This is a genomic window from Arthrobacter glacialis (assembly GCF_002909445.1).
In the GTDB taxonomy this organism is placed as follows: domain Bacteria; phylum Actinomycetota; class Actinomycetes; order Actinomycetales; family Micrococcaceae; genus Specibacter; species Specibacter glacialis.
The window spans coordinates 41,162-57,695 of sequence record NZ_PPXC01000021.1; the positions used below are offsets into that span (position 1 = coordinate 41,162).

A 16,534-nucleotide genomic window follows, 5' to 3' on the forward strand; every position below is an offset into this window, starting at 1 on the left:
GTTACATGCCTTCCAATTGGCTGCCGTTTTTGTCTTTGCCGCCCAGTCGTTGCAGCCACAAGGCGATGCCAAGGCCCAACAGCACCAGAATCACAGCTGTGACGCTGGCCTGGCCCATTTGGTTGGCCTTGAATCCTGTCAGATACATGTCCAGTGCCAGATTTCGGGTGGCATTGCCTGGCCCGCCACCGGTGATCACAAAGATCAAGTCGAAGTAGGTCACAGCACCCACGACCATCAGGGTTGACGAGGTGATGATGGTGTATTTCAGCTGAGGCACCGTGATGTAAAAGAACTGCTTGACCCGCCCGGCCCCATCAATGGAGGCAGCCTCATACAGGGATTTGGGGATTTGGCGCACGCCGCCTTGGTAGATCAGCGTGTGGAAGGGAATGAATTGCCAGGACACCACGAAGATCACCACGCCCAAGGCCAGCTGGGGGTGTCCGAGCCAGTCCTGTGCCAAAAACGGCATGTTCAAACCAGCGGCAAGACCGAAGTTTGGGTCCAGCAGCGACTTGTAGGCGATGGCGATCGCCGCCGAGGACAGTAAGAGGGGAAGGAAGTACAGGACTGCCAGCAGGGCCCGGTATTTTTGTGAGCCCGCCGTGAAAGTTCCCAGGAGCAGACTGATGGGCGTCTGGATGATCCAGGACAGGGCCATGATCACCAACGTGAGCCACAGTGCGTGGTACATGGTGGGATCGGCAAAGGCACGCATCCAGTTCTCTACACCGGCGAAAGTTATGGAGCCAATGCCGTCCCAGTCGGTGAAGCTCAGCAGAAACACCCCGGCCAACGGCAAGATGGCGAACGCCAAGAATATGATGAGCGCCGGCACAACAAGCCAATTCAAGCGCCCCGTCACGGTGGAGTTTCGTTGCGGGCCATCTGCCGGGTTTCCCGTGCCTTTACTGTTGCGGCGTCGGGCCCGTTTGGCTCCCTGTCCGGCGCCAGCGCTCCTGTCGGCAACGGTCATGGTGGAGCTCATTGGCCAAGAGTCGCATTCATGTTGCTGGCAAACTGCTCAGGCGTGATGGATTTAATGAACAACTGGTCGATATTGTTGAGCAAGGCCTCGGCGGCGGTGGGGCTCAGTGCCTGGTCCCAGGACTGTTGGAAGTTGGGCGCGTCCTTGGCCGTGGTGTACACGTACGTCAAGAATTCCTTAGCATCGGTGGCCGCCAGCTGATCTTCGATGCCCGTGACAATCGGCACGGCGCCGGATTCGATCCAGGAAGTGACCTCGGCGGGGGTCAGCAGGCCCTCGGCGAAGTACTTCTTGGCAGTTGTCTGCTCCTCGGCGCTTGCCTTGGCGGAGATGGACATGTACTGGCCGGGGTTGCCTACGGTGTTCTTCAGGTCGCCCTTTCCGCCGTCAACGGTGGGGAAGTCAAACCAGCCCAGGTTTCCGTTCGGAACGAAGTCGCCGCCGTCGTTCTTCATGCTGCCGTAGGTCCAGGCGCCGTGCAGCATCATGGCCGCCTTGCCCGTGTAGAGCAACGCCTGATCGGCGTTGGAATCGGCGGTGATCGAGGAGAAGCCCTTAATGAAGCCGTTGGCGGCGACCAGCTCCTGGATCTTGGTCAGTGCCTCGAGCGCTGATGGATCCGACCACGCGTTGTCCTTGCCGGCAAAGATGTTGTTGAAAAGCTCTGGGCCCCCAACCCGGTCAAACACGAATTCCAGCCACATCATGGAGGTCCAGCGAGACTGGCCTGCGAGCGAAATGGGTGCAATGCCGAGATCGTTGAATGTCTTGGTCAAGGCCATCAGCTCATCCCACGTTTTGGGAGGCTGGGCGCCGGCCTTGGCGAAGAGTTCCTTGTTGTAGAAGAAAATGATCGGGGCAACCGTCTCGTTGGGCAGCGCATAGATCTTGCCGTCCACAGTTGCGGCACCAAATGCGGACGGGAACAGCCGGTCCTTGACTTGAGGATTTTCCTCGAGCCACGGGGTCAGATCCACCACCTGGCCGGCTTCGACGTAGGTCTTCAATCCTCCGCCTCCCCACCCGTAAATCATGGTGGGAGCTTCGCCAGCGCCGATGGCCGTCTTGATCTTGGTTTTGAAGGCATCGTTCTGGAACAAGGTGAGCTTGATCTGATTGTCCGGATTGGACTTGTTGAATGCGTCAACAGTGGCCGTGCGGATAGTCTCACCGGGAGCTCCGGTCAGCGACCAGATACTGGCAGATCCGGCGCCGCCGGAGTTACCGCCGGGGCCAGAGGTGCCGCAGGCGGTGAGGCCCCACACGGCGAGAGGGGCCAGTCCTGCAAGTGTCAAAAATGATCGGCGAGAGGCGGTGCTGTGTTCCATTCTTATCTCCATTGAAAAGAGCCACTGCGTGGCTGATGTGTGACAATGCTTGCAAACACTTTCGAAATATTTCGCAACTAATTCTGTAGCTGTGTAGAATCTAATCGTGACTAGGCTCACACGTCAAGGGTTTCATGTGACCATTTGACTGCCAGCTCTACATTCCGGCACACTGGCGAGAACAGAAACATTTCGAAAGGACTGGTGGGTCAATGCGCGAAGCACGTTCGAAGACGAAACCCGTGCTTGCCACGGTTGCGGCGCTGGCAGGAGTGTCAGCGCCCACGGTGTCCAAGGTAATCAACGGCCGCGACGATGTTGCAGAATCCACCCGGGCTCGCGTTCAGGCTGCCCTGGCGGAACTGGGTTACGAATCTCCCATGCAGCGCAGAGCCAGGTCCACCGGGCCGGCCATGGTGGATCTGGTGATTGACGGTTCCGCCACCCAGTACTCCATGGAAATCCTCACCGGCATCCTTGATTACGCGGCCACCGAGGATGTCGATGTGGTGGTCGGCAGCGTCACGCCCGCGAAATTGCACCGGGCGAACCATGAAGAATGGGCGCAACGGATGGTTGAGTCCGGGCGCAAGGGCCTGATCTTGGTGACCTCCGAGATGACGACTCAGCAACTCGACTCTTTCGCGAACAGGAATATTCCGGTGGTCGTGATTGATCCCTTGAATCCGCCGCGCCATGGCTACACCAGCGTAGGGGCCACGAACTGGGCCGGTGGCAAGGCCGCCACTGAGCACTTGATCTCTTTGGGTCATCAGCGTATAGCGTTTTTGGGTGGGCCTCGAGCTGCCGAATGCAGTGTTGCCCGGCTGCACGGGTATCTGGCCGGGCTGATGGGACACGGAATTTCGTCGCGGCCGGAATATGTGCTGGTCGGCGAGTTCAGCAAAGCGTTCGGCTTGGCCGGCGCGCGAGAGCTTCTGGACCTGGCTGAACCGCCCACGGCCATCTTTGCCGGCTGTGACGCAACAGCGTTGGGTGTCTTGGAGGAGGTTCGGCACCGGGGTTTGCGTGTCCCTGATGACTTGAGTCTTGTGGGCTTTGACGGCACACCCCTGACGGAACAAACCCTGCCCCGGTTGACCTCAGTGGCCCAGCCGCTGCAGGAGATGGGCCGAGCTGCGCTCCGTGCGGTTTTGCGCCTGGCTCAGGGGGAGATGCTTGATTCCTCGCACATGGAATTGGCCACCGAACTTGTCATCCGGGATTCCACGGCCCCGCCGCGCACAAACCACGTGCCCGCTGGTTCGGATTTATGATTGCACTGGGCCCCGGCGTAACGCCCACAGTATTGGACAAGCGAAGGTGACAGGCGGCAGTGGGAGGCTGACTCCTGCCGAACGCGAGGAGCCTGACCAGACGCGAAAAATGGCGTCCGGAGAGAGTCCAGGGTGCCATTGCTTGTCACGGGTCGCCACAAAGGGCCGCCGATGCTCCAATTCTGGTGTAGTTCGCCTCAGACCCACCCGTAGCAGCTGTAGTTTCAATCGTGGATTCCGCATGAGCTGCTGTTTGTAACCCGAAAAGCCCACAACGCTGAGATGAACTCTGGGCTTTGGCCCTGCAGAAACACCATGAGAGCTGGATGCTCCATCGCTAAAGTCCTCGTTGGGAGCAATCATGGTGACATCATCGACGTCTCAAAGATCGGCGTCTCAAAGATCGGGGGACGCGTGATCGAACTGCGGCAACCCGTGGGGCAAAAAGGTCATCCTGGACGGGGCAACGGTCATTAACGCAGCACGCGGGATGCTGGTGGATCATCAAGCGCTGCGGGTCGAAACCGTATCGGGGCGCATCAGTGCCGTTCTTGATGTGATTGAGCCGTAATCGCTGCCGCTGGACTACTCCTACCCGCTCGGTGCCGGTGAGGTCCTTGTGCGCGGCGGACTGGACTTAGAGGGGTTCTGTGACGAACGCTATTCAAGGCGGAGCATGGGCCTCAACCAAGTGGCCTGGTTTGAAGGCGCCACTGCCGGGCGTTCCACCACGCACGAATTGAGCACGGATGAATTGATCTCGCGCGAAGGAGTAAACGCGTGAGGCCCCCACTCATCGGGCTGCTGCACTACGGGCGACTTTGGAGGATCCGGGCAAGACGGTGATTGTGTTGGGGGAGAATACCGTTGAGCAATGGTTACCGCAGTTGTGCTTCATCTTCCGGCCCACCGTCTTTTGGGCATGGCGTACCGGCGCCGACACTGGCACTCGTTTGCGCCTACCGAAGGACCCGATGTGGGATTACTTCACCAAGCGGGCCACGGACTGGCACCACCACGGTTGTGGCTTCATGCCCGGAGCCACACAGCTGCTGTACTCGCTGCTTCGCTGGGCCACGGCAAGCCCGTTGCTAGCGATCGTGCGGGTGCAGATTCTGTTGGGGCGGCGGCCACGCTCCAGCGCAGGATCTTGTGGGGATTAAAGTAAAAGGCTCCCATCACCGGACAAACATTCCGGGGATGGGAGCCTTTTACTTGACGGCGGAGGTCTCACTCAGGGAGTGCCAGGTGCGATTGTGGTACACCAAGGGCCGCGATTCGGCGGCGGAGCGGCCGACGTCGCACGGCAGATCAACCTGCAGAACCTGAACGGCCACCACCGTGGAATCTCCGGCCTCCATTTGATTGACAACCCGGCCACGCATCCAGGCGTTGGCCGAGGGTAGATATGGATCGCCGGTGATCAGGCGCGACCAGGTGGAGGTGTCAGCGAATCTGTCGATGCCACTGGTGGAAAAAGTCTTAGCAAGCTTTATCTGATCGGCACCGAGCAAATGAATAACGACCGTTTCGGCGCTCTTAAGTGTCGGGGTCGATGAGGATGCCGAAGACAGTGAGAACACCACCAGCGGCGGGTTGGCCGATACGGAAATGACTGAGGTGGCTGTCAGGCCAACGGGGCCAGCACCAATATCGGCGGTTATGACGGCAACACCTGCGGGGTGATTGCGGAACGCGGATTTGAAGTCGTCAGCACTGAGCATGTCGACAAAGCCGTGGGGGATTGCTGGATCCTGTTCGGCCGTGGCGAGGACTGTTGATTGACGCATGACTTCTCCTTGAATTACGGCTGTGGCCAGGTGCAGCGACGGCCACTACTCATTGCAAATTACCACTTCACCGTATTTGTTGACGATTTTTCAGCCCATGGTGGCTGAAAATGGCTTATATGTTTCGCGAGGTGACATTTTGTTAACAAATAATTTGGTCGATGGCGATGTCAAGGGTTTTAGTAGAGAAAGACCATCCCGAGTGGCGCAGAGACCTGGATCAATGACGCCGCAGCAACCACCCCACTTCCAATAGGCATTGTCAGTGTGGGATGGTGCTCCCGCCAGGATCGATGGAGTTTTTTCATGAGCTTGTCCTTATTACCCACTGCCACACCACTGGACCTTAGCGAGCCTGCGCCTGCCAAGGCCGTCGATGACGGCGCCCGCGTGGACTTTTGGGCGCAGCAGGCCCTCCGACTGGACTGGGCTGAGCAGTGGCACACCACCCACACCTTTGAACCGGCCATTGTTCCCGGCCAGCAGGAGCTCCGCGTCCCCGCCATCGAGTGGTTTGCTGGCGGAAAACTGAACGCAGCCGTGAATTGCGTTGACAGGCATGTCACCGCCGACAAGGGCGAAAAGGTGGCACTGTATTTCGAAGGCGAGCCCGGAGACCGCCGCTCCATCACTTACCGTGAACTGCAAGACGAGGTTTGCCGTGCCGCGAATGCGCTGGAGGCGCTGGGCATTGGCAAGGGCGACAGGGTAGTCATCTACCTGCCCGTCATCGCCGAAACCATCATTATCACCTTGGCGGTGGCCCGCATCGGCGCCATCCACTCCCTCGTCTTCGGGGGATTCTCCGCCGAGGCGCTGAAATTCCGCGTCGAAGATACCGGGGCCAAGCTTCTGGTCACCACCGACGGTCAGTTCCGCCGCGGCAAGGCTATCCCCGTGAAAGCTAATGCGGACGAGGCGGTCTCAGGGGAAAACTCCATTGAGCACGTCCTGGTGGTGCGCCGCACGGGCTCGGAAGTTGAGTGGACCGAGGGCAGGGACATTTGGTGGCACGACGCCGTCGGGCAGGCCAGCCCGGAGCACACGGCCGAGTACTTCGACGCCGAGACGCCCTTGTTTATCATGTACACCTCCGGTACCACGGGCCAGCCCAAGGGTTTGGTCCACACCACCGGCGGCTACCTGACGCAGGCCTCCTACAGTCACGAATTCCTGTTCAGCAACCCCGATCCGGCCCTGCGTGACACCGATGTGCACTGGTGCACGGCAGACCTGGCCTGGGTCACGGCGCACACCTACGAAATCTACGGCCCGCTCTCCAACGGCGTCACTCAGGTCATTTTCGAGGGCACCCCCAACACCCCGCATCCCGGGCGCCACTTTGAAATCATCGAACGCTACGGGGTCACCAGCTACTACACGGCACCCACCCTGGTCCGCTCGCTCATGGGCTGGTTCCCTGACGGTGTCCCGGCCCACCACGACCTTTCCTCCATCCGTATGCTGGGCACCGTGGGCGAGGCAGTGAACCCGCAGGCCTGGCACTGGCTGCGCGACCAGCTCGGGGGAGGGACAGTACCCATGGTGGACACTTGGTGGCAGTCCGAGACCGGCGCCACCATCCTCTCCCCGCGGCCCAGTGACACCGGCTTTAAGGCCGGTTGCGCCTCTCGCGCCCTGCCCGGGGTGAGCGTGCGCATAGTGGACGACGCCGGAGCTGATGTCGGGCGCGATGAGCAGGGTTTCATTGTGGTTGACGGTACTGGTCCGGCCATGGCCCGGACGGTGTGGGGCAACCCGCAACGCTACCTGGACTCGTACTGGCGCAAGTTCGCTCAGCAGGGCTACTTCCTGGCAGGCGATGGTGCCCGTTACGACGCCGACGGTCACGTCTGGATTTTGGGCCGCGTCGATGACGTGATCAACATTTCCGGCCACCGGCTCTCCACCATCGAGATTGAATCGGCGCTAGTGTCCCACCCCGCCGTGGTCGAGGCTGGCGTCACCCCGGTGACGGACGCGTTGACCGGACACGCCGTCGTCGCGTTTGTGGTGCTGCAAAGTAGTTGCCAAAACAGTCCATCCGAGGTGGAAGCGCAATTGCGGGCCCACGTGGCACACATGATCGGACCGATCGCCAAACCTTCCGCCGTCGTCGTTGTGCCGGATGTTCCCAAGACCCGCTCCGGGAAGATCATGCGTCGGCTGCTCACCCAAATGTTTGAGGGGACCCCGTTGGGGGACACCACCTCGCTGCAGAACGAAGAATCTCTGGCGGGCATTATTGCCGCTGTTGAACAGTACAAAACAAAGGAACTCTCATGAGCCACACACCGGAAAATGTCGCAGACCTCTCCACCCCGCTGAAATTTGCCTATTGGGTTCCCAATGTTTCCGGCGGCCTGGTGGTCAGCACGATTGAGCAGCGCACCGACTGGAGCATTGAGTACAACAAGAAGCTGGCCCAGATTGCCGAGAACAGCGGTTTTGAATATGCGCTGACGCAGACCCGCTACGCGGCCTCCTACGGCGCCGATCAGCAGCACGAAGCCACCAGTTTCTCCCTCGCCTTGCTTGGCGCCACCGAACGGTTGAAGGTCATTGCCGCCGTCCATCCTGGCATGTGGCACCCTGGCGTACTCGCCAAGTTCATGATCACCGCCGATCACCTCTCCAACGGCCGTGCCGCCGTGAACATCGTCTCCGGTTGGCTCAAGGACGAGTTCGTCAACTTTGGCCTTGACTGGCTGGAGCATGACGAACGCTACGTGCGCACGGAGGAGTTCATTCGGGTGTTGCGCGGGCTGTGGACCGAGAAGGAATTCTCCCAGGCTGGTAAGTACTACAACATCAACGAGTTCACACTCAAGCCGGCCCCCGTGGACGTGCCCGGGCGCGCCCACCCGGAGATCTTCTTTGGCGGGAACTCCACAGCAGCGCAGGCCACCGCCGGCCGCGTCGCCGACTGGTACTTCTCCAACGGCCGCACCCTGGAGGGCTACACCGAAAACGTCAACGGCGTCCTGGCAGCAGCCGCCGAGTCCGGGCGTAAGCCGCGCTTTGGCCTGAACGGCTTCGTCATTGCCCGGGACACGGAAAAAGAAGCCCGAGACACGCTGCGCGAGATCGTGGAAAAGGCGCACCGCCCCGCCGTCGAAGGCTTCGCCGCTGCCGTCAAGGAGGCCGGCGCCTCCACCAAGGACGGCAAGGGCATGTGGGCTGACTCCTCCTTCGAGGACCTCATCCAGTACAACGACGGCTTCAAGACCCAGCTGATCGGTACGCCGGAACAGGTCGCCACCCGCATCGTGGAATACAAGAAACGCGGCGTGAACCTGCTGTTGACCGGATACCTGCACTTCCAAGAGGAAGTGGCAGCATTTGGCAGGGACGTCATGCCCATTGTTCGCGAACTGGAGGCCGATCTGGCCCGGGCGAACGGCACAGAGCTGGACCTTTCCCTGCTGACCGAAACGAACTTCGAGAAGGTGTCCGTCTAATGGCCGAGCACTCCTTCGGTTTCCGCACCCGCGCACTGCACGCCGGCGGCACACCCGACGCCGAGCATGGTGCCCGCGCCGTGCCGATCTACCAGACCACCTCGTTTGTGTTCAAGAGCACCGACGACGCCGCCAACCTGTTTGCGCTGCAAAAGTACGGCAACATCTACTCACGCATCGGCAACCCCACCGTGGCAGCCTTCGAGGAGCGCATCGCCTCCCTGGAGGGTGGCATAGGGGCTGTGGCGACGTCGTCGGGCATGGCTGCCGAGTTCATCACCTTCGCGGCATTGGCCGGGGCAGGTGACCACATTGTGGCGTCCTCCAAGCTGTACGGCGGCACCATTACCCAGCTGGATGTGACCCTGCGACGCTTTGGGGTGGACACCACGTTCGTCGACTCCAACGACCCTGCGGACTTTGCCGCTGCGATCCGGGAGAACACCAAGGCCGTCTACACGGAAATCGTGGCCAACCCCTCCGGCGACATCGCCGATTTGGAGGGGCTCGCTGCTGTGGCCCACAACGCCGGCGTCCCGCTCGTGGTGGACGCCACCCTCAGCACGCCGTATTTGATCCGCCCGATTGAGTTCGGTGCCGACATTGTGATTCACTCCGCCACCAAGTTCCTGGGCGGGCACGGCACAACCCTCGGTGGCGTCGTGGTCGAATCGGGCCAGTTCAACTGGGGCAACGGCAAGTTCCCCGCCATGACCGAACCCGTCGCTTCCTACGGCGACGTTTCCTGGTGGGGCAACTTTGGCGAATACGGCTTCCTGACCAAGCTGCGTTCGGAGCAGTTGCGCGACATTGGTCCGGCGCTGTCCGCCCAATCGGCCTTCCAGCTGTTGCAGGGAGTGGAGACACTGCCGCAGCGCATGGATGAACACCTGCGCAACGCCGCGGCCGTGGCTGCCTGGCTTGAGGCCGACGAGCGAGTCTCGTGGGTTAAATTCGCCGGACTGCCCAGCCACCCTGATTTTGAGCGTGGGCAGCGGTACCTGCCCAAGGGCGTTGGCTCCGTGTTCGCCTTCGGTGTTCGCGGTGGCCGGGCGGCGGGCAAGGTCTTCATCGACTCCCTCCAGTTGGCCAGTCATTTGGCCAACATTGGTGACTCACGCACCCTGGTCCTGCACCCGGCGTCGACCACGCACCAGCAGCTCTCCGCCGATCAGCTCGACGCGGCCGGCGTGCCCGAGGACCTGATCCGGATCTCCGTCGGCCTGGAAGATCTGGCCGACATTCTCTGGGACCTTGACCAGGCGCTCACCGTGGCGCAGTCTTCCGGTGAACCAGCCACAGAAGCCGCAGCTGAGTCCTGCACGATCGGAGCACACGCATGAGCACTGTTGAACGCACCTGGGTGGGCCCCACGGCCCCCGAACGGCTGGCCGTCCTGCACAAAACACAGTCCATCGCGATCGTCGGTGCCTCGGACAAGCCGTCCCGCGCCAGCTACTTCGTTGCCACTTACTTGCTGTCCTCCAGCCGTTACCGGGTCTACTTTGTAAACCCGGTGGCCACGGAGATCTTGGGCCAGCCCGTGTACAAGTCACTGGCCGATTTGCCGGAGGTTCCGGATCTGGTGGATGTGTTCCGTCGGCACGATGACCTTCCCAGTGTTTTGGCGGAGACGATTGCCGTGGGTGCCAAGACGCTGTGGCTGCAGCTGGGGTCCTGGCATGAAGAGGTCGCGGCCCAGGCCGAGGCAGCCGGGCTTGAAGTGGTCATGGACCGTTGCGTGAAGATTGAGCACGCCCGTTTCCATGGGGGGCTGCACCTGGCCGGTTTTGACACCGGCGTCATCTCCTCCAAGCGCCAGGTTCTGGCTTAAGTATCAGTACCTGATCCGTGGCGACCGCTGCACACCACAAGAGGAAGGTCCCCGTCACTGAACTGGGGACCTTCCTCTTGTGGTGGGCCTTGCCGCGGCACGGTGCCCCTCACGGACGCTACCCCGAAGGCTGACCTGGAAGACGTCATCGTCTACCTCGGCCCACACTGCCACCTGGTCCAGTACCCGCTGCGCAAGGGTGAGCTGCTGAACACGGTTGCCGTTTCACGTCGCCGTCGTTTGAGCGTGGCGAGTAGCAGTACGGTGGCGTTGACGAGCTGGAAGAGGCCTGTAGTGACTGTGTTCCGGCTGTTCGGGAAGCCCTGAAGAACCTGGCAACTGGCATCCGCTGGCCCATGTATGACAAGAACCCGATCGAGAATTGGGTCAGCGGCCGCATGACGTTGATTGGCGAGGCCGCCCACCCCATGCTCCAGCACCTGGCCCAAGGTGCCTGCCAGGCACTTGAAAATGCTGCCGTGTTGCTGGAAGTCACGCAGGCAACCATCTGCACCGACGAAGGCATCGACTCCAGCGCCCGGGAAGATGACTTCAATGACTTCAATGAGGCCAGGGCCGGCCGCACGGCCCGCGTCTGGGGCGAGCCATGGTACGTTTCCGGCCTGGCCTGAACGCTCCGCAACCTGTTGTTCAAGAGTCGCGGCAACGGCAACCACCATTACAACGACTGGCCCTACGGTCAGGAAGGCGACGGTGTCCCGGCGGCGAATGAGCCGGGTAGGGAAGTGTTTGCAGGCTAATTGAGACAAGGAAGTGCCCGCCCCGACATCGAGGCGGGCACTTCTCATCTGATGTTTCTAATCTTCTGTGGGCATGCCATCCGTTGCTTGCGGGGACGTGCAGATCGGGCGAAAACCCTCAATAAGCAGTTGCAGGGCACGTTGGCTCACGGCGGTCGTGCCGCGGTGATCGACGGGTAGCGCGGCCTGGGCCATGGCCGAGATCAACAGTAAATCCTGCTGCTGGAAATCTTCACGAACAGCCTTGGCCGCCTTGGCGCGGGTCACGAGCAGCTCAAGCTGGGCGGTAACCTTCGCTTCCATGGCGTCCAGAGCGGCGATGAGTTCTTCATGCGTGGACCCGCGCGCCCAGCCCGCCCCGCCGATGTAGCCCCCCAAGACAAGTTCACGCATGCCACGGTCATGAAGCAGCTGATATGTGGAACGGCGCAGAAAGTACTCAATGCCATCCCATGGTTCTGCGAAGCCGTTGGCCGTGAGTGCAAACTTTTCACCGTCCGCCATATGGTCTCGGTAAACGTCCAGGATCAAGATGTCCTTGTCCTTGTACCTGCGGTACAGTGTGGCCACTCCCACGCCTGCCGCTCTGGCGATGTCGGCCAGTGGCACGCCCAGTCCGTTGCGTGCAAAAAGTTCATGAGCCGCCAGGCGCAGGTGATCGTCACGAGAGCTGGAAACTTCACCTGCGGCTTCCGGATGCGGTGCGGGACCTGCCGGGACGGCAGCATCCTGGTGAGGGCGTCCCGTGGAGGATTCGTGGTTTTCGCGAGGTGGAAGCTGTTTCATGCGGTGGGTGCTTTCGGTGATGGCATGGGGCTTATGTTGTCAATTCAAGTGTAGCGTGAAATTAAACACGCCGGAATAGCTATTCCGCACGGTATAGACTCTAAGGAATAGCTGTTCCGCTTGTTCAGCTTCATCATTCGCAAAAGGCAATAGGTATATGAGTACTGCTACAAAAATGGAAGAGTCGAGCCGGGGCATCCGCGCGGGTTCTGATCCCCGGACCGTCCCGGAAGTTCCCGATTCCGGCAGGTCTGCCCTGCGCTGGTGGTCAATGCTGGCCATCGGCATGTCCCAGCTCATGGTGGTTCTGGATGCCACCATCATGAACGTGGCGCTGCCAAGCGCACAGCTCGAGCTGAACTTCTCTGATTCACTTCGCCCCTGGGTCATTACGGCCTACGCACTGTCCTTCGGCGGCCTGTTGCTCATGGGTGGCCGCATTGCCGACCTGATGGGCCGCAAACAGATCTTCCTCATCGGCCTGGTGGGCTTTGCCGTGGCTTCCGCTCTTGGCGGTGCCGCACCGAGCTTCGCCATACTGCTGGCAGCGCGCGTTTTGCAGGGCATCTTTGCGGCGCTCTTGGCGCCTGCAGCACTGTCCTTGCTCACTACGACGTTCATTGATCCTGCAGAACGTGGCAAGGCGTTTGGCATTTACGGCGCCCTGGCCGGTGCCGGCGGTGCTGTTGGCCTTCTGCTTGGAGGTGTCCTCACCGAATTCATGACGTGGCGATGGACTCTCTACGTAAACATTGCCTTTGCTGCTGTTGCCTTTGTTGTTGGTGTCATTGCCATTGCCCCGACCGTGCGTGAGCGCGGGATCAAGCTGGATGTTCCTGGGGCAATCTTCGCAACGTTGGGCTTCTTTGCCCTCGTTTTTGGTTTCACCAATGCGGAAGAACATGGTTTCGGCAGCATTGGCACGTGGGGCTGCCTGGGCATCGGCGTAGTCCTCGTGGTTGTTTTTGTCATGCTTCAGCGGCGTGGAAAGTCCCCGCTGCTCCCGCTGCACATTGTGGTTCACCGAGATCGAGGTGCTTCCATGCTGGCGATTTTTGTTGCCGGTGCCGTGATTTTTGGTGTGAACTTGTACCTGGTCTATTACCTGCAGATTGTTCTTGGCTTTACCCCGTTGCAGACCGGCTTGGCCGTGTTGCCGCTGTGTCTGGGGATCATGATTTCAGCGATGCTGTCGACCTCGGTGCTCATGGCGCGGCTCGGAGCCAAGGTATTGGTGCCAGCTGGCATGACAATCTCCGCTCTAGGTTCGCTTCTGCTAGCGTTTGCCAACGCCGACAGCAGCTACACCCTGCATGTGGCGGTGCCCATGTTCATCGTGGCCATCGGTCTCGGTGCCATTATTTCCTCGGCGCTGAGCGTTGGCACTCTCGGGGTCGACCCACACCATGCCGGGGCGGCATCGGCAGCCGTGAACGCTTCCCAGCAGCTAGGTGGCTCCATCGGCCTTGCCGTGTTGAACACTCTCGTCGCAGGGGCAACCATCTCCGCGATCGATTCTGGCGAGGGTCACCTTGACTCCCTCGTCAGTGGCTACTCCGGAGCCTACGTGGCCTGCGCTGTCCTGCTGGTGATCGGCGCGGTGGTGACTGCACTCATGTACCGCCGCCGCGAGCATACGGCTGTTTCCACGGGCCAGACAGCCGTCCACATGTAGTGGACTGGCCTGAACGCCACCGAAGTAAGGAGGACGCCCTGGCTGCCGCGCACAAGCGGCTGGCAGGGCGTCCTTTTTGACGTTGCCGAATTTCTTGAAACCTTCATGGCTGCGCGCCATCGTGCACTAGTGATGTGTCAATGCTTGTCACGAGTCGCCACAAATCATTGCCCGGTCTCCAGCTCGCGGCGGGAAGAGCCCTCGGGGTTATAGATCGAATGAAATCGCAGGTCCGCAACCCGCATCAGCTGCCGTTAGGAACTCGAAAGGCCATATACGGGTCCGCTTGCCGACAGTTTGGCGGGTGCATGAGGCATCGCTCGGAGCATGGCAAGACTCCAGCCCCAGATAGTCCTCGAATGCAGCGGCCCCGACCCAGTCAACCGGTCAAGCGAAACTCAGACACGTCACCTGTGACTTCACGGACTGAGAAGCTGCTACGACCGCCATGCTCAAGCGTCTCGACGGCGTGTGACGAGGACAGGAGCTATGCGTCAGTTTGCGACGAGAGCTCCTTGACGCCATCGAGGTAATCCTGGAGTCGCGCTAAGGACTCTCCTTTATCGTCGCCAAATTTGGCCAGAAGCCCGGTGACCAGTAATAGCCACGAAAGCACGCTGGGTCCGAACTTTCCCTTGAACGCCGGTGAAAAGCGAATTGTCTCTGTGAGTCGGTAGCCAGCATCAACGGGTTCAATGGTCATTCGAACACGCTGTCGAATCCCACGCTGTTTGCCGTGAAAATCCATGGTTGACTCGGGAACGTAGTTCGTAATCGTCCACGTGACCACGTCGAAGTCACATTCCTCGCCATGGTGTTCGCTCCAGCTATTTCCTGCTTCCAGCGCGAAATGTTTATTCGCAAAAAATGTGGTCTTGTGTTCCACATACTCAGCTGATATTGCAGGGTCAACGAAGGAAGCCCAAAGGGTCTCTGGCCTTCCTGAAAAATATCCTGAATTACTGAACGAGCTATATCCCACCGTTTCTCCTCAGCGGTAGAGCTGGTAGTAGACAAACCAAAAATTGAGTGCCCATTACTGGGGCGAATAGCCCCTGAACCGATTGTAAGCGTTCACGAGGAACGCCTGATGGAATATGAAAAACGGTGAGCGGGGCTTCTCTGTCTAGAAGAAACAGAGGCCACCCTCGGCGTATGCCCACTGAGCTAGCTAACTGCTTGCTCGACGTCGCTCAACGACCGCAGTGGCCAGACATGAACCTCGTAGCCAGCCTGGTGCAGTCGCTCCACCTCTTGGGAAGTGAGGCCCTCGAAACCACTGTAGAAAGTGCTGGCACCAACGGCTTCAAGAATGCCGTCCAGGCCACCTTCGTGCTGCTGGGTGTCAGCGTAACGGCTGACGATGAGACCGCGGGGCACCGAGAGCGCATGCTGGCGGCGCAAGGACAGCGCCTCGGTCTGGAAGCTGGTGAACCTAATGCCTGCTGCGTCTGCAGGCCGGCTAAGGACCAGTTCGGCCAAGGTCGCGACTGCGCCGGGGTCTTTGATTTCGACGTGAAGTTCAACACTGGTTGCGTCCACGACTTCGCTGAAGGTCAGTGTTGGCTGTCCGGAATCCAGCAGGACGGTGCGTAGTTGCCCAAGATCGAGTTCGAGGACCGGAGTGTCGGTTATCGGGCCAGGTTCGCCGGCCACCCGTGCAGGGTGGCGTCGTGCAAGACGATGGGGACGCCGTCGCGCGGGATGCGAATGTCCAGTTCGAGCTCCGTGGCTCCGCTGCGCTCGGCGAGCAGGAACGATGCGATGCTGTTTTCAGGTGCGTGGGTCGCGGTGCCGGAGCCCTCACGGACGGCCGCCACGGTCTGGTCAAGTTTGGCCACGAGGGTGTACGTCACCCAGAGGCAGCGAAATGCTAGTCGCCTTAGTGCGACTCCGCTCAGGACCAAGGCAACCATTGGCTATGTTCTCAGTCACACCGCGACCTGTTGGGGGTGAATGGTCGCATAAGCTGAGGCGGTTGTCTCAATGAGGAGGCAGCCGGACAACCATCAAAGAAAGCAATGGCGCATGAACTTTGAATCCAATTCTCTGACCCTGAAAATCTGGGACCGCTCCACGATCGAGCACACCTTGGAAACGGCTATTTCCCACGTTTCCACCAAGGCCAACGCACCGAGAGACCTGGTGAAGGTCACGCGAAGCGGGCCCAATCTATTCACCGTAAGCGTGACCGGAGCGTAACCGGTGACTCGCTGACCCATCTCAGCCAAATCCCGGCTTGTGAACGACGACGGAGATAGGAATCCTCAAGCGTCGTTGGTGGGAGCACCTCGCCGAAGAATCATCACGATGTAGTTGTTCCCGCAGGAACTCAATAGTTCCGAATGCTTGCAAGGGCAATCGTCTGGTTCGAATCCCGCCTTGGGCACGCTAGCCCCCGATCACAGGGGGTTAGCGTGTTTCAGCGTTGCCACCGACATCGACCTCGGTACGGCAGGGAGGGAGGCAAACGGTCATTTGGACCGGAAGTCGTTATCCTAAACAGGATCGCGGGATCTCGATTCGGACCCCGTGATCAACGACGATTGGACGCATGGGGGCCTTGACGGCGTCGCGGGAGGCGTTCATGGTTGGAGGTGTTGAGAATATCCACTCCATTCAACGGAGGAA

15 protein-coding genes and 1 pseudogene are annotated in these 16,534 nt (G+C 60.2%); 9 read left to right on the forward strand and 7 right to left on the reverse strand.

From position 1 onward, the window contains the following. Position 1 precedes the first annotated feature (1 nt). Together CVS27_RS18855 and CVS27_RS18860 are read right to left on the reverse strand one after the other, a co-directional pair. Positions 2 to 991 (reverse strand): carbohydrate ABC transporter permease, encoded by a 990-nt coding sequence (locus CVS27_RS18855; RefSeq protein WP_243399958.1) that lies wholly within the window; start codon positions 989 to 991, stop codon positions 2 to 4. Further along, the gene (locus tag CVS27_RS18860) at positions 988 to 2,319 is read right to left on the reverse strand and encodes an extracellular solute-binding protein (RefSeq protein WP_103467393.1); all 1,332 of its coding nucleotides are present in this window, start codon (positions 2,317 to 2,319) and stop codon (positions 988 to 990) included. Before CVS27_RS18860 ends, CVS27_RS18855 begins: the two co-directional genes overlap by 4 nt. A gap of 212 nt (positions 2,320 to 2,531) precedes the next feature. On the opposite strand from CVS27_RS18860, the gene CVS27_RS18865 reads away from it, so the two are divergent. Together CVS27_RS18865 and CVS27_RS18870 are read left to right on the forward strand one after the other, a co-directional pair. Next, positions 2,532 to 3,596 carry a LacI family DNA-binding transcriptional regulator gene (locus CVS27_RS18865; RefSeq protein ID WP_103467394.1) on the forward strand — a complete coding sequence of 355 codons (1,065 nt, stop codon included), beginning with the start codon at positions 2,532 to 2,534 and terminating at the stop codon, positions 3,594 to 3,596. A 454-nt stretch (positions 3,597 to 4,050) separates the two neighbouring features. Then, a complete protein-coding gene (locus CVS27_RS18870) occupies positions 4,051 to 4,167 on the forward strand; it encodes an NAD(P)-dependent oxidoreductase (protein ID WP_279325083.1) in 117 nt (38 codons plus the stop codon). 640 nt (positions 4,168 to 4,807) lie between these two features. Here the strand turns inward: CVS27_RS18870 and CVS27_RS18880 are convergent. Further along, on the reverse strand, positions 4,808 to 5,386 hold the full coding sequence (locus CVS27_RS18880) for a flavin reductase family protein (protein WP_103467396.1): 579 nt from the start codon (positions 5,384 to 5,386) through the stop codon (positions 4,808 to 4,810). A gap of 306 nt (positions 5,387 to 5,692) precedes the next feature. On the opposite strand from CVS27_RS18880, the gene acs reads away from it, so the two are divergent. The 5 genes and pseudogenes from acs to CVS27_RS21695 all read left to right on the forward strand — a co-directional run. Further along, positions 5,693 to 7,672, forward strand: coding sequence for an acetate--CoA ligase (acs, locus tag CVS27_RS18885; RefSeq protein ID WP_103467397.1), 1,980 nt, complete (start codon positions 5,693 to 5,695; stop codon positions 7,670 to 7,672). After that, the gene (sfnG, locus tag CVS27_RS18890; protein ID WP_103467398.1) at positions 7,669 to 8,847 is read left to right on the forward strand and encodes a dimethylsulfone monooxygenase SfnG; all 1,179 of its coding nucleotides are present in this window, start codon (positions 7,669 to 7,671) and stop codon (positions 8,845 to 8,847) included. The genes acs and sfnG overlap by 4 nt, the downstream gene beginning before the upstream one ends. Then, positions 8,847 to 10,190, forward strand: a complete 1,344-nt coding sequence (locus CVS27_RS18895; RefSeq protein WP_103467399.1) for an O-acetylhomoserine aminocarboxypropyltransferase/cysteine synthase family protein — start codon at positions 8,847 to 8,849, stop codon at positions 10,188 to 10,190. Before sfnG ends, CVS27_RS18895 begins: the two co-directional genes overlap by 1 nt. After that, positions 10,187 to 10,681, forward strand: a complete 495-nt coding sequence (locus CVS27_RS18900) for a CoA-binding protein (RefSeq protein ID WP_103467400.1) — start codon at positions 10,187 to 10,189, stop codon at positions 10,679 to 10,681. The genes CVS27_RS18895 and CVS27_RS18900 overlap by 4 nt, the downstream gene beginning before the upstream one ends. A 93-nt stretch (positions 10,682 to 10,774) precedes the next feature. Further along, a pseudogene (locus CVS27_RS21695) lies at positions 10,775 to 11,442 on the forward strand (FAD-dependent monooxygenase); the annotation flags it as partial. 57 nt (positions 11,443 to 11,499) lie between these two features. Here CVS27_RS21695 and CVS27_RS18910 read toward each other — a convergent pair. Next, positions 11,500 to 12,228 carry a TetR/AcrR family transcriptional regulator gene (locus CVS27_RS18910; RefSeq protein WP_103467401.1) on the reverse strand — a complete coding sequence of 243 codons (729 nt, stop codon included), beginning with the start codon at positions 12,226 to 12,228 and terminating at the stop codon, positions 11,500 to 11,502. Positions 12,229 to 12,385: 157 nt separating this feature from the next. On the opposite strand from CVS27_RS18910, the gene CVS27_RS18915 reads away from it, so the two are divergent. Further along, complete coding sequence (locus tag CVS27_RS18915; protein WP_207767575.1) at positions 12,386 to 13,903, forward strand: MFS transporter; 1,518 nt, start codon at positions 12,386 to 12,388, stop codon at positions 13,901 to 13,903. Between the two features lie 487 nt (positions 13,904 to 14,390). Here the strand turns inward: CVS27_RS18915 and CVS27_RS18920 are convergent, their stop codons facing one another. The 3 genes from CVS27_RS18920 to CVS27_RS18930 all read right to left on the reverse strand — a co-directional run bounded on the left by CVS27_RS18920 (position 14,391) and on the right by CVS27_RS18930 (position 15,759). Beyond that, positions 14,391 to 14,885, reverse strand: coding sequence for an SRPBCC family protein (locus tag CVS27_RS18920; protein WP_133162995.1), 495 nt, complete (start codon positions 14,883 to 14,885; stop codon positions 14,391 to 14,393). Between the two features lie 185 nt (positions 14,886 to 15,070). Then, entirely contained in the window at positions 15,071 to 15,559 is a 489-nt protein-coding gene (locus CVS27_RS18925; protein WP_103467404.1) for a glycerophosphodiester phosphodiesterase, read from the reverse strand. Further along, on the reverse strand, positions 15,535 to 15,759 hold the full coding sequence (locus CVS27_RS18930; RefSeq protein WP_207767576.1) for a glycerophosphodiester phosphodiesterase family protein: 225 nt from the start codon (positions 15,757 to 15,759) through the stop codon (positions 15,535 to 15,537). Before CVS27_RS18930 ends, CVS27_RS18925 begins: the two co-directional genes overlap by 25 nt. A gap of 172 nt (positions 15,760 to 15,931) precedes the next feature. Here CVS27_RS18930 and CVS27_RS20955 point away from each other — a divergent pair, with 172 nt between their 5' ends. Then, positions 15,932 to 16,105, forward strand: coding sequence for a hypothetical protein (locus tag CVS27_RS20955; RefSeq protein ID WP_165788218.1), 174 nt, complete (start codon positions 15,932 to 15,934; stop codon positions 16,103 to 16,105). The last annotated feature ends 429 nt before the right edge of the window (positions 16,106 to 16,534 follow it).

Coding starts and splice junctions, on each gene's coding strand:
- CVS27_RS18855 (WP_243399958.1), bottom strand. CDS start 991: ATGAGCTCCACCATGACCGTTGCCGACAGGAGCGCTGGCGCCGGACAG.
- CVS27_RS18860 (WP_103467393.1), bottom strand. CDS start 2,319: ATGGAACACAGCACCGCCTCTCGCCGATCATTTTTGACACTTGCAGGA.
- CVS27_RS18865 (WP_103467394.1), top strand. CDS start 2,532: ATGCGCGAAGCACGTTCGAAGACGAAACCCGTGCTTGCCACGGTTGCG.
- CVS27_RS18880 (WP_103467396.1), bottom strand. CDS start 5,386: ATGCGTCAATCAACAGTCCTCGCCACGGCCGAACAGGATCCAGCAATC.
- acs (WP_103467397.1), top strand. CDS start 5,693: ATGAGCTTGTCCTTATTACCCACTGCCACACCACTGGACCTTAGCGAG.
- sfnG (WP_103467398.1), top strand. CDS start 7,669: ATGAGCCACACACCGGAAAATGTCGCAGACCTCTCCACCCCGCTGAAA.
- CVS27_RS18895 (WP_103467399.1), top strand. CDS start 8,847: ATGGCCGAGCACTCCTTCGGTTTCCGCACCCGCGCACTGCACGCCGGC.
- CVS27_RS18900 (WP_103467400.1), top strand. CDS start 10,187: ATGAGCACTGTTGAACGCACCTGGGTGGGCCCCACGGCCCCCGAACGG.
- CVS27_RS18910 (WP_103467401.1), bottom strand. CDS start 12,228: ATGAAACAGCTTCCACCTCGCGAAAACCACGAATCCTCCACGGGACGC.
- CVS27_RS18915 (WP_207767575.1), top strand. CDS start 12,386: ATGAGTACTGCTACAAAAATGGAAGAGTCGAGCCGGGGCATCCGCGCG.
- CVS27_RS20955 (WP_165788218.1), top strand. CDS start 15,932: ATGAACTTTGAATCCAATTCTCTGACCCTGAAAATCTGGGACCGCTCC.